The sequence below is a fragment of the Pseudomonas sp. Irchel s3a10 genome, assembly GCF_900187525.1.
Lineage (GTDB): Bacteria > Pseudomonadota > Gammaproteobacteria > Pseudomonadales > Pseudomonadaceae > Aquipseudomonas > Aquipseudomonas koreensis_G.
This window is the reverse complement of sequence record NZ_FYDR01000005.1, coordinates 153789-178537: the sequence shown is the minus strand read 5'-3', so window position 1 is coordinate 178537 and position 24749 is coordinate 153789. Positions and strand designations below refer to the sequence as shown.

The window sequence follows — 24749 nt, the reverse complement described above, 5'->3', positions numbered from 1 at the left end:
GTCAGAGACCGTAGCTCATCAGACGATCGTAACGACGCTTGAGCAGCGCTTCATTGTCGAACTTCTTCAGCATCGCCAGTTGCGAGCTAAGTTCGGCACGGATCGACGCAGCGGCAGCGGCCGGATCACGGTGGGCGCCGCCCAGAGGCTCGCCGATCACCTTGTCAACGATACCCAGACCTTTCAGGCGCTCGGCAGTGATGCCCATCGCCTCTGCGGCGTCCGGCGCTTTTTCGGCGGTTTTCCACAGAATCGAAGCGCAACCTTCCGGCGAGATCACCGCGTAGGTCGAATATTGCAGCATGTTCAGCTGATCGCAGACGCCGATGGCCAGTGCACCACCGGAACCACCCTCACCGATTACGGTGGCGATGATCGGGGTCTTCAGACGCGACATCACGCGCAGGTTCCAGGCAATCGCTTCGCTCTGGTTGCGCTCTTCAGCGTCAATGCCCGGGTAAGCACCCGGGGTGTCGATGAAGGTCAGGATCGGCATCTTGAAACGCTCGGCCATCTCCATCAGACGGCAGGCCTTGCGGTAGCCTTCCGGACGCGGCATGCCGAAGTTGCGGCGTACCTTCTCGCGCACTTCACGGCCCTTCTGGTGGCCGATGATCATCACCGGCTGATCTTCCAGACGTGCCACGCCGCCCACAATGGCCGCGTCGTCGGAGAAGTGACGGTCACCGTGCAGTTCATCGAACTCGGTGAAGATGTGCTCGATGTAGTCGAGGGTGTACGGGCGTTTCGGGTGACGCGCCAGGCGTGCGATCTGCCAGCTGGTCAGCTTGCCGAAGATGTCTTCGGTCAGCGTGCGACTCTTGTCCTGCAGGCGGGAGATCTCATCGCCGATATTCAGCGAATTGTCATTACCGACCAAGCGCAACTCTTCGATCTTGGCTTGCAGGTCGGCGATCGGCTGTTCGAAATCTAGAAAATTCGGGTTCATAGGCGTCCGTCTTGGGTCGTGTCCCAAGTGAGCTTGGGCCGGCCGGTTGTCTATTCGCGCCCTACCTTAAGGGAGAGGCGCGCTGAGGTCGAGATTAAAAATTCAGGTTGCGGGCAAGCGCAATGATGGCACTTGCCGGTCAACGGTATTGGAGGAAGACGTTGTCTCGCCCGAACTGGTCACGCAGGGCTTGAATCAAGGCATCCGCCGGATCTATTCGCCAAGTCTCGCCGAACTGCAGCAAGGTCTTCGCATCAGGGCTGGTGTACTCCATGGTGATCGGGCACGCCCCACGGTGACGCTTGAGCAGTTCACCCAACCAGCGTAGCTGATCGCCTTTCAAATCCTGAGTGTGCAGCTTCAGGCGCAGGCTCTCGGCCAGATTGGTCCGCGCATCCTCCATGCTCATCACCCGCTTGACCCGCAAGCGCAGGCCGCCGGAGAAGTCGTCGTTGCTGACCTCGCCTTCGACCACCACCATCGCATCGGTCTGCAGCAGTGACTGCGCGGAGTGGAACGCATCGGCAAACAGCGACGCCTCGATCCGCCCCGAGCGGTCGTCGAGGGTGATGAAGCCCATCTTGTCGCCCTTCTTGTTCTTCATCACCCGCAGGGCAATGATCATCCCTGCGACCGTCTGGGTATCCCGAGCCGGTTTGAGATCAATGATGCGCTGCCGGGCGAAACGGCGAATCTCGCCTTCGTATTCGTCGATCGGGTGACCGGTCAGGTACAGACCCAAGGTGTCTTTCTCACCCTTGAGGCGCTCCTTGAGGGTCAGTTCCTTGGCCTTGCGATGCGTCGCGTAAACGTCGGCATCTTCTTCGACGAACAGCCCGCCAAACAGGTCGGCGTGGCCGCTGTCGTGGGTGCGTGCGGTCTGTTCGGCGGCCTTGATCGCCTCTTCCATGGCCGCCAGCAGTACCGCGCGGTTACGGTCGATGTTGGCCTGATAAGCCTTTTGCTCGTCATGGAAATACGGGCCGAGGCGATCCAGCGCGCCGCTGCGGATTAAACCGTCCAGCGTGCGCTTGTTGATGCGCTTGAGATCGACCCGGGCGCAGAAGTCGAACAGATCCTTGAACGGGCCCTCCTGACGCGCCTCGGTAATCGCTTCCACCGGGCCTTCGCCGACACCCTTGATCGCGCCGAGACCGTACACGATGCGGCCGTCGTCGTTCACCGTAAACTTGAACTCCGAGGTGTTCACGTCCGGCGCGTCGAGGCGCAGCTTCATGGTGCGCACTTCCTCGATCAAGGTCACGACCTTGTCGGTGTTGTGCATATCCGCCGAGAGTACCGCGGCCATGAACGGTGCCGGGTAGTGAGCTTTCAGCCAGGCGGTCTGGTACGACACCAGGCCATAGGCGGCGGAGTGGGATTTGTTGAAGCCGTAACCGGCGAATTTTTCCACCAGGTCAAAGATGTTACCGGCGAGGTCGGCGTCGATGTTGTTGGTCGCGCAACCTTCAATGAAACCGCCGCGCTGCTTGGCCATTTCCTCGGGTTTCTTTTTACCCATGGCTCGCCGCAGCATGTCCGCACCACCGAGGGTGTAACCGGCCATGACCTGAGCGATCTGCATCACCTGTTCCTGATACAGGATGATGCCGTACGTCGGCGCCAGAACCGGCTTGAGGCCTTCGTACTGGTAGTCCGAGTGCGGGTACGCCAGTTCGGCGCGACCGTGCTTACGGTTGATGAAGTCGTCCACCATGCCCGATTGCAGCGGGCCCGGACGGAACAGCGCCACCAGTGCGATCAAGTCTTCCAGGCAGTCGGGCTTGAGCTTTTTGATCAGCTCTTTCATGCCGCGCGATTCAAGCTGGAACACTGCCGTGGTTTCGGCCTTCTGCAGCAGGCTGTAGGTCGGTTTGTCATCGAGCGGGATAAACGCGATGTCCAGCGGCTCTTCACCGACCTTGGCGCGGTCACGGTTGATGGTTTTCAGCGCCCAGTCGATGATCGTCAGGGTTCGCAGGCCGAGGAAGTCGAACTTCACCAGACCGGCGGCCTCAACGTCGTCCTTGTCGAACTGGGTTACCAGACCGTCACCGGCCTCGTCGCAATAGATCGGCGAGAAGTCAGTCAGCTTGGTCGGCGCGATTACCACACCACCGGCGTGCTTGCCGACGTTACGCACCACGCCCTCAAGCTTGCGCGCCATCTCCCAGATTTCCGCCGCCTCCTCATCGACCTTGATGAAGTCACGCAGGATCTCTTCCTGCTCGTAGGCTTTTTCCAGGGTCATGCCGACTTCGAACGGAATCATCTTCGACAGACGATCCGCCAGGCCATAGGACTTGCCTTGCACCCGCGCCACGTCGCGTACCACAGCCTTGGCGGCCATGGAACCGAAAGTGATGATCTGGCTCACCGCGTTGCGACCGTATTTCTCGGCCACGTAGTCGATCACCCGGTCACGACCGTCCATGCAGAAGTCGACGTCGAAGTCGGGCATCGAGACCCGTTCCGGGTTAAGGAAACGTTCGAACAGCAGGTCGTATTCCAGCGGATCAAGGTCAGTGATCTTCTGAACGTAAGCCACCAGCGAGCCGGCACCCGACCCCCGGCCAGGACCTACCGGCACGCCGTTATTCTTGGCCCACTGGATAAAGTCCATCACGATCAGGAAGTAACCGGGGAAGCCCATCTGGATGATGATATCCAGCTCGAAATTCAAGCGGTCGACGTAGACCTGACGCTTGGCTTCGTAGTCTTCGGTGGTGTCCTTGGGGAGCAGCACCGCGAGGCGCTCTTCGAGACCTTCGAAGGACACTTTGCGGAAGTATTCGTCGATGGTCATGCCATCGGGGATCGGGAAGTTGGGCAGGAAGTGCGTGCCCAGCTTGACTTCAATGTTGCAGCGCTTGGCGATCTCGACGGTGTTTTCGATCGCGTCGGGAATGTCGCTGAACAGCTCGGCCATTTCCTCGGCGCTTTTGAGGTACTGCTGATCGCTGTAATTCTTCGAGCGCCGCGGATCGTCGAGGGCGCGGCCCTCACCGATGCACACGCGGGTTTCGTGGGCAGCGAAGTCTTCCTGCTTGATGAAGCGCACATCGTTGGTCGCCACCAGTGGCGCGCCGAGCTTGTCGGCCAGGGCCACGGCACCATGCAGTTGTTCTTCGTCGTTGGGGCGATTGGTACGCTGGATCTCCAGATAGAAACGATCCGGGAACACCGCCATCCATTCACGCGCCAACGTTTCGGCTTCGGCCGGGTTGCCACTGATCATGGCCATGCCGATCTCGCCTTCTTTGGCGGCGGACAGCATGATCAGGCCTTCGTTGGCCTCGGCGACCCATTCACGCTCGATGATGATCATGCCGTTGCGCTGGCCCTCGATGAAGCCGCGCGAGATCAACTCGGTGAGGTTGCGATAGCCCTTGGCATTCATCACCAACAGGCTGATCCGGCTCAATGGCCCGTCCGGATCCTTGTTCGACAGCCACAGGTCGGCACCGCAGATCGGCTTGATGCCGGCGCCCATGGCGTTTTTATAGAATTTGACCAGGGAACACATGTTGTTCTGATCGGTGACTGCCACGGCCGGCATGTTCATGCCGGTCAGCGCCTTGACCAGTGGCTTGATCCGCACCAGCCCGTCGACCAGGGAGTATTCAGTGTGCAGGCGTAGATGAACGAATGAAGCCGGCATAGTGATCCTGTCCAGTTACATAGAGACAACAAGGCCCGGATTGTACCGGGCCTCGAACAAAACATCAGCCTTGCGCCTAAACCTGCGTCAGGCCTTCGAGCGCCTCGTAAGCCTGACGCACCGGGGCAAATGAGCGCCGGTGAATCGGCGTCGGTCCGAGTCGTGCCAACGCTTCCAGATGAACGGGCGTCGGGTAGCCTTTATGACCGCCGATGCCGTACCCGGGGTAGATCAGTTCGAACGCCGCCATTTCACGGTCGCGGCTGACCTTGGCCAGAATCGACGCGGCCGCGATGGCCGGTACCTTGCCGTCACCCTGCACCACCGCTTCGGCGCGCATCGGCAGTTTCGGGCAGCGGTTGCCGTCGATCATCGCCAGTTTCGGCTGAATATGCAGCCCGGCCACCGCGCGCTGCATGGCGAGCATGGTCGCGTGCAGGATATTCAGCTCGTCGATTTCTTCGACTTCAGCGCGAGCGATGCACCAGCTCAGGGCTTTCTCGATGATCTCGTCGTAGAGCTTCTCGCGCTTGGCTTCGGTGAGTTTCTTCGAGTCGTTGAGGCCGAGGATCGGCCGGTTCGGATCGAGGATCACCGCCGCCGTCACTACTGCACCGCACAGCGGGCCTCGACCGACCTCGTCGACACCGGCCACCAGCTCTTCGACTTCGGCGACCAGGGTGAAATCCAGACCCATCTGCATCGTGTTGCTCATTGTTTCTGACCGATCAGGTTGAGGACGGCATCCGCCGCCTGATTGGAAGCATCCAGGCGCAAGGTGCGGTGGATCTCGTCGAAGCCACGGGTCTGCTCTTCGCCGCCTTCGATCAGCGGCGAAAGGGTCTGCGCCAATGCCTCGACTGTCGCATCATCCTGCAACAATTCTGGCACCAGCAGACGCTGAGCCAACAGGTTGGGCAAGGACACGTACGGGCTCTTGACCATGCGCTTGAGAATCCAGAAGGTCAGCGGTGCCAGGCGATACGCGACGACCATTGGCCGCTTGTACAGCAACGCTTCAAGCGTCGCCGTGCCGGAGGCGATCAACACCGCGTTGCACGCCGCCAGGGCCAGATGCGATTTGCCGTCGAGCAGGGTTACCGGCAAGTCGCGGCCAACCAGCAACTCTTCGAGCTGAGCGCGACGCTCGGCATTGGCGCACGGAATCACAAAGCGCAGCCCCGGGTGCATGGCCCGTAGACGTTCGGCCGTATCAAGGAACAGCCCTCCGAGACGGCCGACTTCGCCACCGCGACTGCCGGGCATCAACGCCACCAGCGGCCCGTCGGGCAAGCCGAGTTCGGCACGCGCTGCGGCGCGATCGGCCTGCAGCGGAATGGTATCGGCCAGCGTATGACCGACAAACCTCACCGGCACGCCCTTCTCTTCGTAGAATTTCGCTTCGAACGGCAACAGGGTGAGCATCAGGTCGCAGCCTTCGCGAATCTTCAGCACACGCTTCTGGCGCCAAGCCCACACCGACGGGCTGACGTAGTGCACGGTCTTGATCCCGGCCTGACGCAGCTTGAGTTCGATGTTGAGGTTGAAATCGGGAGCGTCGATACCGATGAACACGTCCGGCTTCTCGGCAATCAACGTGGCGATCAGCTCCTTGCGGCGCTTGAGCAACTCGCGCAGCCGCCCGAGGACTTCCACCAGCCCCATGACCGACAGACGCTCCATGGGGAAATAAGATGTCAGGCCTTCGGCCTGCATCAACGGGCCACCAACGCCGATGAACTCGACTGCCGGATGTTGCGCCTTGACCGCGCGCATGAGACCGGCGCCCAGAATGTCACCGGAAGCTTCGCCCGCCACCAGCGCAATACGCAGATTAGCCATGATCAGCGAGTGATGCCGCGAGTCGACGACTGGATCGAGTCACGGAACAGCGCGACTTCCGCGAACTGCGCAGCAGGCTCAGCCAGTTCGGCCAGCGCCTGCTCCACGGTCAGGCCCTGGCGGTACACGGTTTTATAGGCGCGGCGCAGCGCGTGAATCGCGTCTTCGCTGAAGCCACGGCGGCGCATGCCTTCGAAGTTCATGCTGCGCGCTTCGGCCGGGTTGCCGAATACGGTGACGAACGCCGGGACGTCCTTGCCGATGGCGGTGCCCATGCCGGAAAAGCTGTGGGCGCCAATGTGGCAATACTGGTGAACCAGGGTGAACCCGGACAGGATCGCCCAATCGTCAACGTGCACATGCCCGGCCAACGCGGTGTTGTTGACCAGAATGCAGTGGTTGCCAATGACGCTGTCATGCCCGATGTGGGCGTAGGCCATGATCAGGTTGTGATCGCCCAGCGTGGTTTCCGAACGGTCCTGCACGGTGCCACGGTGGATTGTCACGCCTTCGCGAATGACGTTGTGATCACCGATCACCAGACGGGTTTCCTCACCCTTGTACTTGAGGTCAGGGGTGTCCTCACCTACCGAGGAAAACTGGTAGATGCGGTTGTGCTTGCCAATGCGGGTCGGGCCTTTGAGGACCACGTGCGGCCCGATCACGGTACCCTCGCCGATTTCCACACCTGCGCCGACGATCGACCACGGGCCGACCTCGACGCCGTCAGCCAGAACGGCCGACGGATCGATGATTGCGCGAGGGTCAATCAAACTCATAGCTTGCGTTCCGCACAGATGATTTCAGCCGAGCAGACCGGCTTGCCGTCGACCGAAGCCTGGCATTCGAACTTCCAGATCTGGCGCTTGCAGCTGATGAACTTGGCTTCAAGAATCAGTTGGTCACCCGGCAGAACCGGCTGACGGAAACGCAGCTTGTCGGAACCGACGAAGTAGTAAAGGGTGCCGTCGGCCGGTTTCACGTCGAGCATTTTGAAACCGAGGATCCCGGCAGCCTGGGCCATCGCTTCGATGATCAGTACACCCGGCATGATCGGGTGCGCCGGGAAGTGGCCGTTGAAGAATGGCTCATTGATGCTGACATTCTTGTAGGCGCGAATGCGCTTGCCTTCAGTGTCCAGTTCCACCACCCGGTCCACCAGCAGGAACGGGTAACGGTGAGGCAGGTATTCGCGAATCTCGTTGATGTCCATCATTTCGGGGGGAAGCCTATGTAAAGATTGGGAGCGCGACCGACGCGCACTCCTCTAGCAAATCAAGGAGGCAGTCTAGAGGCTGTGCACACTTGATATGGAAATGGTATCAGCCATCAGATGAAGCATTGCTGCCGGGGGTCACTTCCCCGACGCGCTTTTCCAGCTGCTTCAAACGTCGCGCGAGGTCATCGAGCTGACGGATGCGGGCCGCGCTTTTGCGCCATTCGGCCGCCGGTTGCATGGCTGTGCCGGAAGAATAGGCACCCGGCTCGGTAATCGAGTGGGTCACCATGGTCATCCCGGTCAGGAAAACGTTGTCGCAAATATCGATGTGCCCCACCAGGCCGACACCACCAGCGAGCATGCAATGCTTGCCGATTTTGGTACTGCCGGAGATACCGACACACGCCGCCATGGCGGTGTGATCACCGACCTGGACGTTGTGTGCGATCTGGATCTGGTTGTCGAGTTTCACGCCGTTGCCGATGACGGTGTCCGCCAGCGCGCCACGGTCGATAGCGGTGTTCACGCCGATCTCGACATCGTCGCCGATGGTCACGCCGCCGATCTGGGCGATCTTCTGCCAGATACCTTTCTCGTTGGCGAAACCGAAGCCTTCACCACCGAGCACGGCCCCCGACTGAATAACCACCCGCTTGCCGATGCGCACGTCGTGGTACAGCGTCACCCGCGGAGCGAGCCAGCCGCCCTCGCCGATTTCACTGCGGGCACCGATGACGCAATGGGCACCCAGGGTGACCTGCGCACCGATGCGCGCACCGGCCTCGATCACCACGAACGGGCCAATGCTGGCGCTTGGATCAACCACCGCGTCCGGCGCAATCACCGCTGTGGGATGAACACCCGCTGCGGCTTTTGGCTTGGGATCGAACAGGTGCGAGATGCGGGCGTATGCCAGATAAGGATCCGGCACCACCAATGCATTGCCGGCAAAACCCTCGGCATCGGCTTCCTTGAGCAATAGCGCAGCCGCCTGGGAACTTGCCAGGTATTTACGATATTGAGGATTTGCCAGAAAGCTCAACTGAGCTGGGCCAGCCTCCTGCAAGGTGGCTAGCCCAGTAATTTGCTTCTCGGGGTCGCCACGCAGGGTGGCGCCGAGGAACTCGGCCAACTGGCCGAGCTTGATAGTCACGGTCATGGGTTACTTCAGCTGATTCATGCGCTCGATAACCTGGCGCGTGATGTCGTACTGAGGTTTGACATCGATCACTGCGCCACGCTCGAACACCAGGTCAAAACCACCTTTCTTGATGACTTCTTCCACTGCGCTATCCAGTTTCGGCTTCAGTTGCTTGAGCATTTCGCGGTCGGCAACTGCCTTGGCTTCGTTCAGCTCCTTGGACTGGAACTGGAAGTCACGGGCCTTTTGCTTGAACTCAAGCTCCAGACGCTCACGCTCGCCCTGCTGCATCTTGTCGCCACCGGCCATCAGGCGATCCTGAATGCCCTTGGCGCTGCTTTCCAGCGTCTTGAGCTTGGTCAGTTGCGGACCGAACTTCTTCTCGGCATCCACGGCGTATTTCTTGGCTGCGTCGGATTCCAGCAGTGCCATCTGATAGTTCAGAACGGCGATTTTCATGTCGGCGAACGCCGGGCCTGCCACCAGTACGGAGGCCAGGAGAACCAATTGAGTCAACTTACGCACGATGCACTCCTACAAAATCCATTGTCGTTATCTTGGGTCAGACGCTTAGAACGTCTGGCCGAGGGAGAATTGGAACACTTGAGTTTCAGCTTCATCCGGTTTCTTGATCGGCATCGCCAGTGCAAAGCTCAGCGGGCCCAGTGCGGTGACCCAGGTCACGCCGACACCGACGGAGCTGGCCATGTTGCTCAGACTGATGTCGTTGCACTTGGTGTTCGACGTCGAGCCGTTCGCATTGGTAGTGTCCTTGCACTGCGAGTCAAATACGTTACCCACATCCCAGAATACCGAAGTACGCAGGGAACGCTGATCCTTGACGAATGGCAGCGGGAACAGAACCTCGACACCACCCTGGATCAGGACGTTACCACCGAACGGCAGTGGATCCTGGTCCGGGTCAGCCAGGGTACCCGGGTTGTTACCACGACTCGGCGTACTGCGCGGGCCAAGCGTACTGTCCTTGAAGCCACGAACCGAGTTGAAACCACCAGCATAGTAGTTTTCATAGAACGGCAAGCCGTCGGTTCCACCGTAGCCGTCGCCATAACCCAGCTCGGTGTGCAGACGCAGGGTGTAGTTTTCGCTGATCGGCTGGAACAATTGACCACGGTAATCGAGTTTGTAGAACGACAGATCGCTACCTGGAATGGTCGATTCCAGTGTCAGGCTCTGCGAACGACCACGGGTCGGCAGTACGCCTTTGTTCAGGGTCGATTCGGACCAGCCGGCCGAAGCCTTGAAGTTCAGGTACTTGTCGCCTTCCTTGTTAACGAAGTCGAAAATCTCGTCAACGGTGTAGGTACCGGTCTTGATCTCGTCCTGTTGAACCGACAGACCAAACGTCAGACGCGAAGTCTCGCTGATCGGGTAGCCAACGTTTACGCCGGCACCCAGGCTGTCGACCGCATAGCTCGCTACGTCGACGTCGAGGTCTTTGTAGTCGGTGGTGCGATAGAACGCGTTGTAACCCAGGCTCACGCCATCGGCGGTCCAGTACGGGTCAACGTAGCCGAAGTTGTAGCGGCTCTGGTATTCGCTGCGGGTCAGGCCCACGCTTACACGGTTACCGGTACCGAGGAAGTTGTTCTGGGTGATCGAACCACCGAGGATCAGACCGGCGCTCTGAGCGAAACCGACACTGGCAGTGATCGAACCGGAAGCCTGTTCTTCAACGGCGTAGTTCACATCCACCTGGTCGTCGACACCCGGAACAGCCGGCGTTTCAACGTTCACTTCCTTGAAGAAGCCCAGACGCTCAAGACGGGTCTTGGACTGGTCGATCAGGTAGGTCGAAGCCCAGCCACCTTCCATCTGACGCATTTCACGACGCAGCACTTCGTCCTCGGACTTGGTGTTGCCGCGGAAGTTGATGCGATTGACGTAGGCACGTTTACCCGGATCGACGGCGAACAGGATGTCCACAGTGTGATCGTCGTCATGCGGCTGAGGTACGCCGTTGACGTTGGCGAAGGTGTAACCCTCGTTACCCAGACGGCGGGTGATCAGTTCGGAGGTGGTGGTCATCAGCTTGCGCGAGAACACCTGGCCTTTCTGCACCAGCAACAGCGACTTGACCTGGTCTTCAGGCACTTTCAGGTCACCGCTGAGCTTGACGTCACGAACGGTGTACTTCTCGCCTTCGGTGATGTTGACGGTGATGTAGACGTGCTTCTTGTCCGGGGTGATGGACACCTGGGTCGAAGCGATATCCATGTTGATGTAGCCACGGTCCAGGTAGTAGGAACGCAGGCGCTCCAGGTCACCGGAGAGTTTTTCACGGGCGTACTTGTCGTCGTTCTTGAAGAACGACAGCCAGTTGGTGGTTTTCAGCTCGAACAGGTCGATCAGATCGTCATCAGGGAAGACCGTGTTACCCACCACGTTGATGTGCTGGATGGCCGCCACGGTGCCTTCGTTGATCTTCACTTTCAGCGCGACGCGGTTGCGCGGCTGCGAGACCACTTCGGTGTCGACGGTCGCCGAGTAACGGCCTTGGGCAACGTACTGACGTTGCAGCTCGTTACGGACACCTTCGAGGGTGGCGCGCTGGAAGATTTCACCTTCGGACAGACCGGACTGCTTGAGGCCCTTCATCAGGTCTTCGGTGGAGATCGCCTTGTTACCTTCGATCTCGATACTGGCGACCGACGGACGTTCGACGACCGTGATCACCAGAACGTTGCCTTCGCGGCCCAGCTGGATATCTTGAAAGAAACCGGTTTTGAACAACGCACGAGTGGATTCCACCAGGCGACGATCATCCGCCTGCTCGCCGACGTTCAACGGCAAGGCACCAAAGACGCTACCCGCGGAGACCCGCTGGAGGCCATTGACGCGAATATCAGAGATAGTGAAGGACTCGGCGTGAACTTCGGCGATCATCAATACGGTGAGAACCGCAGTTAGCAGCAGACGTTTCATGAAGTCCTTTCTTATTCCAACTGGCAATAAACAAACTGCCGCAAAATGCGGCAGATTCGCAATTCAGCGAAGCTTTACAGTCGACCCAGATCATTGACCAGAGCAAGCAACATCACTCCGACCACTAAACTGATACCGATCTGCACCCCCCAACCTTGCACCCGATCCGACAAGGGGCGACCACGCACCCACTCAATCAGATAAAACAACAAATGCCCCCCATCCAGTACAGGAATGGGCAGCAAATTCAGAACCCCCAGGCTAATACTCAGATAAGCAAGGAAATTCAGGAAATCAGCAACGCCCGACTGGGCAGAAGCGCCCGCCACTTTAGCAATGGTTATCGGCCCACTCAAGTTTTTTACCGAGAGCTCGCCAAACAGCATTTTCTTCAACGAGTCCAGCGTCAGCACGCTCATGGTCCAGGTACGACGGGCACCCTCGCCAATCGCGGCCAGCGGACCATAACTGACCTCGCGGATCATTTCCGGCGGCCAGTCTACGGCTTTTACGCCAGCCCCGAGATAACCGCTTGGCGACTTGCTTTCGCCGCGAGCTGCCAAGGTCACCGGGACCTCGATTTGAGCACCGTCGCGCTCGATTTTCAGCATGATTTTGGTATCAGGACGCGTACGAACAGTGTCGACCACCTGCTGCCAGTCATTGAGCTGCTGGCCGTCGAGCGCCAGCAGGCGATCACCGGTTTTCAGACCAGCGGCTTGCGCCGGGCCTTTCGGATCGAGTTCGGCCAGCACCGGCGGCAAGGCCGGGCGCCACGGGCGAATACCCAGCGAGCGAATCGGATCGGGCTCATCGGCGCCTTTGAGCCATTGATCGAGCGCCAGCTCACGCGGCGTGTCGGCGGTAGAACCCTGCTCGCGCACGAGCAATTGCAGGGAGCCGCTTTCCCCGAGGCGACGCACCAGTTGCAAATTGACGGCGGCCCAACCGGACGTCGGCTCACCATCGATGGCGACGATTTCCTGACCGGCATTCAAACCGGCCTTGGCCGCGATGCTGCCGGACTCGACCGCACCGATGACCGGACGGATCTGCTCGCTGCCGAGCATCGCCAGCACCCAGAAAAACACCAGGGCCAGCAGGAAGTTGGCAATCGGCCCCGCCGCGACAATGGCGATGCGCTGGCGAACCGACTTGCGATTGAAGGATTGATGAAGCTGATCGGCCGGGACTTCGCCTTCACGCTCATCGAGCATTTTGACGTAACCGCCCAGCGGAATCGCGGCGACAACAAACTCAGTGCCCTGCTTGTCGTGCCAGCGTAACAGGGGCATGCCGAAGCCCACGGAAAAACGCAGAACCTTGACGCCACAGCGACGCGCGACCCAGAAGTGGCCGAATTCGTGAAAGGTGACCAGCACACCCAAAGCGATCAGGGTGCCGGCAATCATATAGAGCGCGCTCATCTACTTTCTCCGCAATCCTGTTCAGTGCCGCGTGACGCCATGGTACTGCAACGGCTATCGGTCGTGACGACTCAGCCACTGCCCGGCCAGAGTCCGCGCTTTCGCGTCTGCGGTAAACACCGCGTCCAGATCTTCCAGTGCAACCACAGGCTCGAGATTCAACACGTCCTCGATGATACTCGCGATTTCCAGATAACCCACGCGCCCGTCGAGAAACGCCGCGACCGCCACTTCGTTGGCCGCATTGAGCATGGCCGGTGCGCTGTTGCCGGCCTCCGCCGCCTGTCGCGCCAGGCGCAGACAAGGGAAGCGCTGTTCGTCCGGCGCCTCGAAATCCAGGCGCGCGATGGCAAACAGATCCAGTGGCGCCACGCCCGAGTCGATACGCTCAGGCCAGGCCAGCGCATTGGCAATCGGCGTGCGCATGTCAGGGTTGCCCAACTGCGCCAGCACCGAGCCATCGACATAGTCGACCAGCGAGTGAATCACACTCTGCGGATGAATCACCACCTCGACCTGCGACGGCTTGGCGTCGAACAGCCAGCAAGCCTCGATCAACTCCAGGCCCTTGTTCATCATGCTGGCCGAGTCCACCGAGATCTTGCGTCCCATCGACCAGTTCGGGTGCGCACACGCCTGATCAGGCGAAACATGCACCAGCTCGCTCAACGGCGTCTGCCGGAAAGGCCCGCCCGAAGCCGTGAGCAGAATCCTTCTTACACCGACGGCGCCCAGCCCTCGGGCGAAATCCTGCGGCATGCACTGGAAGATCGCGTTGTGCTCGCTGTCGATCGGCAGCAGCACCGAACCGCTCTTGTGCACCGCCTGCATGAACAGCGCGCCGGACATCACCAGCGCCTCTTTATTGGCCAGCAGGATTTTCTTGCCAGCTTCCACCGCCGCCAGCGTCGGGCGCAAGCCTGCCGCACCGACGATGGCCGCCATCACGGCATCCACTTCAGGCGCGGAAGCGACCTGGCACAGGCCCTCCTCCCCCACCAACACGCGAGTGGAAAGACCGGCAGCCCGCAAGTCGTCCTGCAGACCACGCGCCGCCGCCACTTCAGGCACTACCGCGAATTGCGGCACATGGCGAACGCACAAGGCGAGCAACTCGCTCAGGCGCGTGAAACCGCTCAGGGCGAAAACCTGATAACGCTCGGGATGCCGAGCGATAACGTCGAGGGTGCTCAGGCCAATCGAACCGGTAGCCCCCAGAACAGTGATCTGTTGAGGACGGCTCACGGTGCAGCCATCCACAGCAATACAGCGAAAATCGGGATCGCAGCGGTCAGGCTGTCGATGCGATCAAGCACGCCGCCATGGCCGGGCAGCAGGTTGCTGCTGTCCTTGATGCCGGACTGACGCTTGAACATGCTTTCGGTGAGGTCGCCCACCACCGAAATGAACACGATCAACGCAGCGCCGATCAGCCCCTTGAGCAGTTCAGCCACCGTCCAGTCACGAACCAGACCGACGATCGCGGTGATCACCAGACTCAGCGCCAGGCCACCGTAAACGCCTTCCCAGCTCTTGCCTGGACTGACTTGCGGCGCCAGCTTGCGCTTGCCGAAAGCACGGCCGGAGAAATAGGCACCGATGTCGGCACCCCAGACCAATACCATCACCGCCATGATCAACCAGTTACCCAATGGGTACTGTTTGATCTGCACCAGCCCTTGCCAGGCTGGCAGCAGGATCAGCAAGCCGATCACCAGTTTGGTGGCCGCCGTGGACCAGTGCACGCTCGAGCGCGGATACGTCAGCACGAGATACGTCGCCACCGCCCACCACAACACCGAAGCGCCCAACACCCAAGGGGCGAGGCCCGGCAGGACGTACATGACGAACAGCATCAGCGCGACGACAGCGGCATAGCCGACACGGAACGACTGTGCGGTAAAGCCAGCCAGGCGCGCCCATTCCCAGGCGCCCAGACTTACGACCAGACCGATGAACAGCGCGAAACCGGAGCCTTCGAGCAGGAAAAACCCGCACAGGGCGATCGGCAGCAGGATCAGCGCAGTGATGATTCGTTGTTTAAGCATTAAACCCGGGCTCCAGCTTCAACCTGTTCGCTCGTTTTACCGAAGCGACGCTGGCGTGAAGCGAAATCGGCCAGCGCAGTGCGCATGGCTTCGTGTTTGAAGTCCGGCCAGAACAGGTCGGAGAAGTACAACTCGGCATACGCCAGTTGCCACAGCAGGAAGTTGCTGATGCGGTGCTCGCCACCGGTGCGGATGCACAGGTCCGGCAGCGGCAGATCACCGGTCGCCAGGCAGGTTTGCAGCAGATCCGGGGTGATGTCTTCCGGACGCAGATGCCCGGCCTGGACTTCACGCGCCAGACGCTGCGCAGCCTGGGCAATATCCCACTGACCGCCGTAGTTGGCGGCGATCTGCAGGATGAAGCGGTTGGCACCAGCGGTCATGGCCTCAGCCTCGCGCATCGCCGCCTGAAGCTCAGGATGAAAGCGCGAACGATCGCCGATGATGCGCAAGCTGATGTTGTTGTCGTTAAGGCGCTTGGCCTCACGACGCAGCGCCTTGAAGAACAGATCCATCAAGGCACTGACTTCATCGGCCGGGCGCTGCCAGTTTTCACTGGAAAAGGCGAACAGGGTGAGCACTTCGACCTTGGCCTCGGCGCACACCTCGATCACTGCCCGCACAGCATCCACGCCGGCCTTATGCCCGGCGACACCCGGCATAAAGCGTTTTTTCGCCCAGCGATTATTGCCATCCATGATGATCGCGACATGGCGCGGCACCGCGGACGGCGCAGACTGCTTGGTCTTGTCCATTTAAAACTCGACCCTTATACGGCCATCAGGTCTTTTTCTTTCTCGTCCGTGGCCTTGGTGATCTGGGCCTCGAAGTCTTTGGTCAGCTTGTCGATATCAGCGGTGGCACGACGCTCTTCGTCTTCACTGATTTCCTTGTCCTTGACCAGCTTTTTAAGCTCACCCAATGCGTCACGACGAATGTTGCGCACGGCAACGCGCGCGTCTTCCGCTGCGCTACGGGCCTGCTTGGTGAAGCCCTTGCGCGTTTCCTCGGTGAGGGCAGGCATCGGGATCAAAAGCAACTCACCCAGGTTGGTCGGATTGAGGTTCAGACCAGCACTCTGGATCGCCTTGTCGACGGCAGCGAGCATGTTGCGCTCGAAGGCCACGACTTGCAGGGTACGCGAATCTTTCACGGTGACGTTGGCGACGCTGCTCAGCGGGGTGTCGGTACCGTAGTAAGGCACCATGACGCTGCCGAGAATGCTCGGGTGAGCCTTGCCGGTACGAATCTGGCCGAACGCGTGGTTCAGGGATTCCAGGGATTTCTGCATACGCGCTTGGGCGTCTTTCTTGATTTCGTTGATCATTGTTGGCCTTCCTCGATCAAAGTCCCTTCAGCGCCGCCGTGCACAATGTTCAGCAGGGCGCCGGGCTTGTTCATGTTGAATACGCGCAGCGGCATCTTGTGATCGCGGCACAGGCAAATAGCTGTCAGATCCATTACACCCAGCTTGCGATCCAGCACTTCATCATAAGTCAGATGATCGAACTTCTCGGCATGCGGGTCTTTGAACGGGTCTGCGGTGTAGACGCCATCAACCTTGGTCGCTTTCAGCACGACGTCGGCATCGATTTCGATTGCACGCAGGCAGGCTGCCGAATCCGTGGTAAAGAACGGATTGCCGGTACCGGCGGCGAAAATCACCACGTCCTTGGAGTTCAGGTGGCGCATGGCTTTGCGGCGATCGTAGTGATCGGTCACGCCAACCATGGAAATGGCCGACATCACGATGGCCGAGATATTGGCACGTTCCAGCGCATCGCGCATGGCCAGGGCGTTCATCACAGTGGCCAGCATGCCCATGTGGTCGCCTGTCACCCGATCCATGCCAGCCTTGCTCAAGGCTTCACCACGGAACAGGTTGCCACCGCCGATCACCAGACCGACCTGTACGCCGATGCCGACCAGTTGGCCAACTTCCAGCGCCATCCGATCCAGCACTTTTGGATCGATCCCGAACTCTTCCGAGCCCATCAGGGCCTCGCCGCTAAGCTTGAGTAGAATGCGTTTATAGCGAGCCTGATAACCACTGCCCTGCTGAGCCATTGCGAATCTCTCCTGCGGCGTATTTAAAAAATTCTGTGCAAGCTGTTTTACAGCTGCCGTTCACTCTAGCTTGGCGCTGCTTCAGCGCCATCGGAACCTGGCTTTGTAAGTCAGTTCCCAGTGGAAACCAATTAAAAATTGGTAACCCCATCTGAAAAGAGGCTGCGCGCGTGAGCGGGCAGCCTCTTTCGGGCGACAGTTGAAAAACCGTCTTATTGCTTGGCGGCAGCCAGCTGGGCAGCAACTTCTTCAGCGAAGTTGTCGACCGGCTTCTCGATGCCTTCGCCTACTTTGAAGTAGGTGAAGGAAACGATTTCTGCGCCGCCTTTCTTGGCCAGCTCGCCAACCTTGATTTCAGGGTTCTTGACGAACGCCTGCTCAACCAGGCTTGCTTCTGCCAGGAACTTGCTGATACGGCCTTTGACCATGTTCTCAACAATGTTTTCTGGCTTGCCTTTGATCTTCTCTTCGTTCAGCTGCAGGAACACAGCTTTTTCACGCTCGATCGCTTCAGCCGAAACTTGCGAAGGCAGCAGGAACTCAGGGTTGCTTGCAGCAACGTGCATCGCGATGTCTTTGGCCAGCTCGACGTCACCGCCTTTCAGAGCCACAACCACACCGATCTTGTTGCCGTGCAGGTACGAACCGACAACGTCACCTTCGATACGGGCCAGACGACGGATGTTGACGTTCTCGCCTACTTTGGCAACCAGTGCTTCGCGAGCGGCTTCTTGAGCAGCGATCAGCGGAGCAGCGTCGGTCAGTTTGTCAGCGAAGGCTTTTTCTACGCTGGCAGCAACAAAGTTTTTGAAGTCGTCTTGCAGAGCCAGGAAGTCGGTCTGCGAGTTCACTTCCAGGATAACGGCAGCCTTACCGTCGTCCTTGATTGCGATTGCGCCTTCAGCGGCAACGTTGCCAGCCTTTTTCGCAGCCTTGATCGCGCCCGAAGCACGCATGTCATCAATGGCTTTTTCGATGTCGCCGTCAGCCTTTTCCAGGGCTTTCTTGCAGTCCATCATGCCTTCGCCGGTACGCTCGCGCAGTTCTTTAACCAAAGCTGCAGTAATTGCTGCCATTTTCAAATTCCTCTTGGATAGGTTTTCAACCATTCCACCCGATCGAACGGGCGTTCAATTCTTCCCGAAACACCTTGTAGCTGCTGCACGTTACAAATGCAGGAGATGCGCGGCCACAAGTGGGCGCCAACAAACGGTTTTCGAGGTGGCAAAAAGGGGGCCAAGCCCCCTTTTTGCTTACTGAGTCAACGCCAGGGCGTCGATTACTCAGCTGCAGCCTGAGTTTCTTCAGCTGCGAATTCAACAGTGCCGCCAGCAACATTGTTGCGACCACGGATCACTGCGTCAGCCATCGAACCCATGTACAGCTGGATAGCGCGGATTGCGTCATCGTTGCCTGGGATGATGTAGTCAACGCCTTCCGGGCTGCTGTTGGTATCGACAACGCCGATGACCGGGATACCCAGCTTGTTGGCTTCGGTGATCGCGATGCGCTCGTGGTCAACGTCGATCACGAACAGTGCGTCTGGCAGACCGCCCATGTCCTTGATGCCGCCCAGGGAGCGATCCAGCTTTTCCAGGTCACGGGAGCGCATCAGCGCTTCTTTCTTGGTCAGCTTGGCGAAAGTACCGTCTTCGGCTTGAACTTCAAGGTCACGCAGACGCTTGATGGAAGCACGAATGGTTTTGAAGTTGGTCAGCATGCCGCCCAACCAGCGGTGATCGACGTACGGCGAGCCGCAACGTGCTGCTTCTTCAGCAACGATCTTGCCAGCGGAACGCTTGGTGCCAACGAACAGAATCTTGTTTTTGCCTTGGGCCAGACGCTCTACGAAAGTCAGAGCTTCGTTGAACATTGGCAGGGTTTTTTCAAGGTTGATGATGTGAATCTTGTTACGCGCGCCGAAAATGTATTTACCCATTTTCGGATTCCAGTAACGGGTTTGGTGACCGAAGTGCACACCGGCCTTCAGCATATCGCGCATGTTGACTTGGGACATGATAGTTCCTTAATAAGTCGGGTTTGGCCTCCACGTATCCCAATGACCAACCAGTGGCATAAAGCCAAAAGCACCCAGGTCATCGTGTCGACACGTGTGTGGATTTAAGCTTTTCGGGGTATCCCCGGAAAGCGGCGCATTTTATACCACAGGGTGCGCAGAAACGGAACCCGGAATCTGCAATCGCACCAAGGACATGGGCGCAGCCCCCTTGGAATCGCCTTCAGGCGCACCATTGTATAGAGAGAGACGATGCACGCAGGCGCGGATTTGCGCCTTTCGTCTGTTAGAATCGGGTTTTTCAGGGTCGCAAAACGCACACCTGCCACCCTATCCGTATCAGCAAGCGCCGCCGAGCGCAGAGAGAGCCTGTATGACCGTCAACCTCAAAACCCCCGAGGACATCGCTGGCATGCGTGTCGCCGGCAAACTGGCCGCCGATGTGCTGGAAATGATTGCCGAACACGTCAAACCGGGCGTGACCACCGATCAACTGAACCAGATCTGCCATGACTACATCGTCAACGTGCAGCAAGCCATCCCTGCCCCGCTCAACTACAAGGGCTACCCGAAGTCGATCTGCACCTCGATCAACCACGTGGTCTGCCACGGCATCCCGAATGACAAGCCGCTGAAGAATGGCGACACGCTGAACATCGACGTCACCGTGATCAAGGACGGCTACCACGGCGACACCAGCCGCATGTTCCACGTTGGCGAAGTGCCGGTCTGGGCCGAACGCCTGTCGCAGGTCACTCAGGAATGCATGTACAAGGCGATCGAAATCGTCAAACCTGGCTGCCGCCTCGGCGACATCGGTGAAATCATCCAGAAGCATGCGGAAAAGAACGGCTTCTCGGTGGTTCGCGAGTTCTGCGGCCACGGTATCGGCAAGGTGTTCCACGAAGAGCCGCAGATCCTGCATTACGGTCGCGCCGGCACCGGCATGGAACTGAAGGCCGGCATGACCTTCACCATCGAACCGATGATCAACCAGGGCAAGGCCGACACCAAGGTACTGGGCGACGGCTGGACCGCGATCACCAAGGACCGCAAACTCTCGGCGCAGTGGGAACACACCCTGCTGGTGACCGATACCGGCTACGAGATTTTCACCCTGCGCGCCGACGACACTATCCCGCGCGTCTCGGCCTGATCCCAAGAACGCTCCCAGCCTTATAGAAGGAAAGCCAATCGATGCCGCAGGTGGATCCCGAACTCTTCGACCGCGGTCAGTTCCAGGCTGAACTGGCCCTGAAAGCGAGTCCCATCGCGGCGTTCAAGAAGGCGATCCGCCAGGCGCGCGAGGTTCTCGACACGCGTTTTCGCAGCGGCCGCGACATCCGCCGGCTGATCGAAGACCGTGCGTGGTTCGTCGACAATATCCTGCAAAAGGCCTGGGAGCAGTTCAACTGGAGCGAAGACGCCGATATCGCGCTGGTCGCGGTCGGCGGCTACGGCCGGGGTGAGTTGCACCCCTATTCCGACATCGACCTGCTGATCCTGCTGGACAGCGCCGATCACGAAGTCTTCCGCGATTCCATCGAGCGTTTTCTGACGCTGCTGTGGGACATCGGCCTGGAAGTCGGTCAGAGCGTACGCTCGGTGGACGAATGCGCCGAGGAAGCGCGCGCCGACCTGACCGTGGTCACCAACCTGATGGAAAGCCGCACCATCTGCGGCCCCGAGCGCCTGCGCCAGCGCATGCTCGATGTCACCAGCACCGCACACATGTGGCCAGCCAAGGAATTCTTCCTGGCCAAGCGCGCCGAGCAGAAGGCCCGCCACCACAAGTACAACGACACCGAATACAACCTGGAACCCAACGTCAAAGGTTCGCCCGGCGGCTTGCGGGATATCCAGACCATTCTGTGGGTGGCCCGTCGTCAGTACGGCACCCTGAACCTGCGCGCCCTCGCTGGCGAAGGCTTCCTGGTCGAGAGCGAAAACGCCCTGCTGGCGTCGTCCCAGGAGTTCCTCTGGAAAGTGCGCTACGCCCTGCACATGCTCGCCGGGCGCTCGGAAGACCGTCTGCTGTTCGATCATCAACGAACCATTGCCGGCCTGCTCGGTTTTGAAGGCGACGACGCGAAACAGGCCGTCGAAAACTTCATGCAGCAGTACTTCCGCGTGGTGATGAGCATCGCCCAGCTCAGCGACCTGATCATCCAGCACTTCGAGGAAGTCATCCTCGCCCCGGAAGACGAAGCACCACCGCAGCCAATCAATTCGCGCTTCCAGTTGCACGACGGCTACATCGAAGCGCGCAACGACAACGTGTTCCGTCGCACGCCGTTCGCCATGCTCGAGATCTTCGTGCTGATGGCCCAGCAACCGGAAATCAAAGGCGTGCGCGCCGACACCATTCGTCTGCTGCGCGAGAACCGGCACCTGATCGACGACAACTTCCGCAACGATATCCGCAACACCAGCCTGTTCATCGAGCTGTTCAAGTGCAAGATCGGCGTGCACCGCAACCTGCGCCGGATGAACCGCTACGGCATCCTCGGGCGCTATCTGCCGGAGTTCGGCTTCATCGTCGGGCAGATGCAGCACGACCTGTTCCACATCTATACGGTCGACGCGCACACGCTGAACCTGATCAAGCACCTGCGTAAGTTGCAGTACACCCAGGTGTCGGAAAAATTCCCGCTGGCCGCCAAGCTCATGGCCAAACTGCCCAAGCCCGAACTGATTTACATGGCCGGTCTGTACCACGATATCGGCAAGGGCCGGCATGGCGATCATTCGGACATCGGCGCAGTCGATGCCGAAGCGTTCTGCCAGCGTCATCAACTGCCCCTGTGGGACAGCCGCCTGATCGTCTGGCTGGTGCAGAACCACCTGGTGATGTCGACCACCGCCCAGCGCAAGGACTTGTCCGACCCGCAGGTGATCCACGATTTCGCTCAGGCCGTCGGCGACGAGACCCGGCTGGATTACCTGTACGTGCTGACCGTGGCCGACATCAACGCGACTAACCCGACGCTGTGGAATTCGTGGCGCGCCAGCCTCTTGCGCCAGCTCTACACCGAGACCAAACGTGCTCTGCGCCGTGGCCTGGAAAACCCGGTGGATCGCGAAGAGCAGATCCGCCAGACCCAGAGTGCGGCGCTGGACATTCTGGTGCGCGGCGGCACTGACCCAGACGATGTTGAGCAGTTGTGGGCACAGTTGGGCGATGACTATTTCCTGCGTCACACCGCCGGCGACGTGGCCTGGCACAGTGACGCGATCTTGCAGCAGCCGGCCGATGGCGGTCCGCTGGTGCTGATCAAGGAAACCACCCAGCGCGAGTTCGAGGGTGGCACGCAGATCTTCATTTATGCCCCGGACCAGCACGACTTCTTCGCCGTGACTGTGGCCGCGATGGATCAGCTCAACCTGAACATTCACGACGCCCGGGTCATCACGTCGAGCAGCCAGTTCACCCTCGACACCTACATCGTGCTCGACACCGACGGCGACTCGATCGGCGACAACCCGGCCCGGGTCAAACAGATTCGCGATGGCCTGACCGAAGCGCTGCGCAATCCGGACGATTACCCGACGATCATTCAGCGCCGGGTACCGCGCCAGCTCAAGCATTTCGCCTTCGCGCCGCAGGTGACGATCCACAACGACGCTCAGCGTCCGGTGACGGTGCTGGAACTGACGGCGCCTGACCGCCCGGGCCTGCTGGCACGGATCGGCGGGATCTTCCTCGAGTTCGACCTGTCGCTGCAGAACGCCAAGATTGCGACCCTGGGCGAACGCGTGGAAGACGTATTCTTCATCACCGACGCGCACAACCAGCCGCTCTCCGACCCGCTGCTGTGCAGTCGCCTGCAGGACGCAATCGTCGAGCAACTGAGCGTCAATCAGGAACCGGATATCAAGCTTTCGCGCATCAGTATTTGAATTAACAAACTATCCCTGTGGAGGCAGATATAGCTGCCCGGGGCTTTTGTGGTGAGGGGATTTATCCCCGATGGGTTGCGAAGCGGCCCCAAAAACTTGCATTCACGGTGTATCCGCTACACCAGACGCGATGGTTTTGCGACTGCTGCGCAGCCGATCGGGGATAAATCCCCTCGCCACGGAGTTCTCTCCACATTGAACGAGGCCCCCATGAACAACGCTCTGAACCAGCTCCAGCCCTACCCGTTCGAAAAGCTCCGCGCCCTGCTCGGCACCGTGACCCCGAACCCGGACAAACGCCCGATCGCCCTGTCGATCGGCGAGCCGAAACATCGCTCGCCAGGCTTTGTCGCCGAAGCGCTGGCGAACAATCTGGATCAGATGGCGGTGTATCCGACCACCCTCGGCATCCCGGCCCTGCGCGAAGCCATCGCCAACTGGTGTGAACGTCGCTTCGGCGTGCCGAGCGGCTGGATTGATCCGGCGCGTAATGTGCTGCCGGTCAACGGTACCCGCGAAGCGCTATTCGCTTTCACCCAGACCGTGGTCAACCGTGGCGACGATGCACTGGTGGTCAGCCCGAACCCGTTCTATCAGATCTACGAAGGCGCCGCGTTCCTCGCCGGGGCCAAGCCGCACTACCTGCCGTGCCTGGACGAAAACGGTTTCAACCCGGATTTCGACGCCGTGTCGCCGGACATCTGGAAGCGCTGCCAGATCCTGTTCCTGTGCTCCCCAGGCAATCCGACCGGCGCGCTGATCCCGATCGATGTACTGAAAAAACTCATCGCTCTGGCCGACGAATACGACTTCGTGATCGCCGCCGACGAGTGCTACAGCGAACTGTACTTCGACGAACAGACCCCGCCGCCGGGCCTGCTCAGCGCCTGCGTCGAACTCGGCCGCAAGGACTTCAAGCGTTGTGTGGTATTCCACAGTCTGTCCAAGCGCTCCAACCTGCCGGGCCTGCGCTCCGGGTTCGTGGCTGGTGATGCCGACATCCTCAAAGGCTTCCTGCTGTACCGCACCTACCACGGCTGCGCGATGCCGGTGCAAACCCAGCTGGCCAGTGTTGCGGCGTGGAATGACGAAGTGCATGTGCGTGCCAACCGTGCGCTGTACCGCGAGAAGTTCGACGCAGTGCTGGAAATCCTCAGCCCGGTGATGGACGTGCAGCGTCCGGACGGCAGCTTCTACCTCTGGCCAAAAGTGGCCGGTGACGATGCCGCATTCTGCCGCGACCTGTTCGAGCAGGAGCATGTGACCGTGGTGCCAGGCTCGTATCTGTCGCGCGAGGTCGACGGCGTGAATCCGGGCGCCGGGCGCGTGCGCATGGCACTGGTTGCGCCTTTGGCTGAATGTGTTGAAGCAGCAGAACGGATCCGCGACTTCATCACCCGCCAACACTGAGTTTTCAGTATCCGTGCCAGTCATCTGGCACGGACATACCCCTCAAGTTACATTTAAAACCACTTTACAACTACTCCAGACACTGCCCGAAGCTTAATCTTGCGCAGTGGTTTTTTTGCATG

At 59.6% G+C, this 24749-nt stretch carries 20 protein-coding genes; 3 read left to right on the top strand and 17 right to left on the bottom strand.

Features of this window, described 5'->3' with window-relative positions; all coding sequences use genetic code 11:
- Position 1 precedes the first annotated feature (1 nt).
- The 17 genes from CKW11_RS16540 to rpsB all read right to left on the bottom strand — a co-directional run bounded on the left by CKW11_RS16540 (position 2) and on the right by rpsB (position 19317).
- Positions 2-949 carry an acetyl-CoA carboxylase carboxyltransferase subunit alpha gene (locus CKW11_RS16540; protein ID WP_064586192.1) on the bottom strand — a complete coding sequence of 316 codons (948 nt, stop codon included), beginning with the start codon at positions 947-949 and terminating at the stop codon, positions 2-4.
- A gap of 139 nt (positions 950-1088) precedes the next feature.
- Positions 1089-4610, bottom strand: a complete 3522-nt coding sequence (gene dnaE, locus CKW11_RS16535) for a DNA polymerase III subunit alpha (protein ID WP_095138361.1) — start codon at positions 4608-4610, stop codon at positions 1089-1091.
- A 76-nt stretch (positions 4611-4686) separates the two neighbouring features.
- Complete coding sequence (gene rnhB / locus CKW11_RS16530; protein WP_095138360.1) at positions 4687-5313, bottom strand: ribonuclease HII; 627 nt, start codon at positions 5311-5313, stop codon at positions 4687-4689.
- A gap of 8 nt (positions 5314-5321) precedes the next feature.
- Complete coding sequence (gene lpxB / locus CKW11_RS16525) at positions 5322-6452, bottom strand: lipid-A-disaccharide synthase (RefSeq protein ID WP_095138359.1); 1131 nt, start codon at positions 6450-6452, stop codon at positions 5322-5324.
- 2 nt (positions 6453-6454) lie between these two features.
- Positions 6455-7231, bottom strand: coding sequence for an acyl-ACP--UDP-N-acetylglucosamine O-acyltransferase (gene lpxA / locus CKW11_RS16520; RefSeq protein ID WP_095138358.1), 777 nt, complete (start codon positions 7229-7231; stop codon positions 6455-6457).
- On the bottom strand, positions 7228-7668 hold the full coding sequence (gene fabZ / locus CKW11_RS16515; protein WP_003222142.1) for a 3-hydroxyacyl-ACP dehydratase FabZ: 441 nt from the start codon (positions 7666-7668) through the stop codon (positions 7228-7230). The genes lpxA and fabZ overlap by 4 nt, the downstream gene beginning before the upstream one ends.
- Before the next feature lie 106 nt (positions 7669-7774).
- Positions 7775-8830, bottom strand: a complete 1056-nt coding sequence (gene lpxD, locus CKW11_RS16510; protein WP_095138357.1) for a UDP-3-O-(3-hydroxymyristoyl)glucosamine N-acyltransferase — start codon at positions 8828-8830, stop codon at positions 7775-7777.
- Positions 8831-8833: 3 nt separating this feature from the next.
- Positions 8834-9337 carry an OmpH family outer membrane protein gene (locus CKW11_RS16505; RefSeq protein ID WP_003222140.1) on the bottom strand — a complete coding sequence of 168 codons (504 nt, stop codon included), beginning with the start codon at positions 9335-9337 and terminating at the stop codon, positions 8834-8836.
- 45 nt (positions 9338-9382) lie between these two features.
- A complete protein-coding gene (gene bamA, locus CKW11_RS16500; RefSeq protein WP_095138356.1) occupies positions 9383-11758 on the bottom strand; it encodes an outer membrane protein assembly factor BamA in 2376 nt (791 codons plus the stop codon).
- 74 nt (positions 11759-11832) lie between these two features.
- A complete protein-coding gene (gene rseP, locus CKW11_RS16495) occupies positions 11833-13185 on the bottom strand; it encodes a sigma E protease regulator RseP (protein ID WP_095138355.1) in 1353 nt (450 codons plus the stop codon).
- Between the two features lie 54 nt (positions 13186-13239).
- Complete coding sequence (gene ispC, locus CKW11_RS16490; protein ID WP_095138354.1) at positions 13240-14430, bottom strand: 1-deoxy-D-xylulose-5-phosphate reductoisomerase; 1191 nt, start codon at positions 14428-14430, stop codon at positions 13240-13242.
- Positions 14427-15233: a phosphatidate cytidylyltransferase gene (locus CKW11_RS16485; RefSeq protein WP_095138353.1), complete on the bottom strand. Its 807-nt coding sequence runs from the start codon at positions 15231-15233 to the stop codon at positions 14427-14429. Before CKW11_RS16485 ends, ispC begins: the two co-directional genes overlap by 4 nt.
- A complete protein-coding gene (uppS, locus tag CKW11_RS16480) occupies positions 15233-15988 on the bottom strand; it encodes a polyprenyl diphosphate synthase (protein WP_003222128.1) in 756 nt (251 codons plus the stop codon). Before uppS ends, CKW11_RS16485 begins: the two co-directional genes overlap by 1 nt.
- Positions 15989-16002: 14 nt before the next feature.
- Positions 16003-16560 carry a ribosome recycling factor gene (gene frr, locus CKW11_RS16475; protein WP_027611028.1) on the bottom strand — a complete coding sequence of 186 codons (558 nt, stop codon included), beginning with the start codon at positions 16558-16560 and terminating at the stop codon, positions 16003-16005.
- Positions 16557-17300, bottom strand: coding sequence for a UMP kinase (gene pyrH / locus CKW11_RS16470; RefSeq protein ID WP_003222124.1), 744 nt, complete (start codon positions 17298-17300; stop codon positions 16557-16559). Before pyrH ends, frr begins: the two co-directional genes overlap by 4 nt.
- Before the next feature lie 212 nt (positions 17301-17512).
- Positions 17513-18376: a translation elongation factor Ts gene (gene tsf, locus CKW11_RS16465; RefSeq protein WP_095138352.1), complete on the bottom strand. Its 864-nt coding sequence runs from the start codon at positions 18374-18376 to the stop codon at positions 17513-17515.
- Between the two features lie 203 nt (positions 18377-18579).
- Positions 18580-19317, bottom strand: coding sequence for a 30S ribosomal protein S2 (rpsB, locus tag CKW11_RS16460; RefSeq protein WP_003222119.1), 738 nt, complete (start codon positions 19315-19317; stop codon positions 18580-18582).
- Between the two features lie 373 nt (positions 19318-19690).
- Between rpsB and map the strand changes: the two genes are divergently transcribed.
- The 3 genes from map (at position 19691) to dapC (ending at position 24627) form a co-directional block, all read left to right on the top strand.
- Entirely contained in the window at positions 19691-20473 is a 783-nt protein-coding gene (gene map, locus CKW11_RS16455; RefSeq protein WP_007964271.1) for a type I methionyl aminopeptidase, read from the top strand.
- 41 nt (positions 20474-20514) lie between these two features.
- Positions 20515-23217 carry a [protein-PII] uridylyltransferase gene (locus CKW11_RS16450; protein WP_095138351.1) on the top strand — a complete coding sequence of 901 codons (2703 nt, stop codon included), beginning with the start codon at positions 20515-20517 and terminating at the stop codon, positions 23215-23217.
- 210 nt (positions 23218-23427) lie between these two features.
- Positions 23428-24627: a succinyldiaminopimelate transaminase gene (gene dapC / locus CKW11_RS16445; RefSeq protein WP_095138350.1), complete on the top strand. Its 1200-nt coding sequence runs from the start codon at positions 23428-23430 to the stop codon at positions 24625-24627.
- Positions 24628-24749 lie beyond the last annotated feature (122 nt).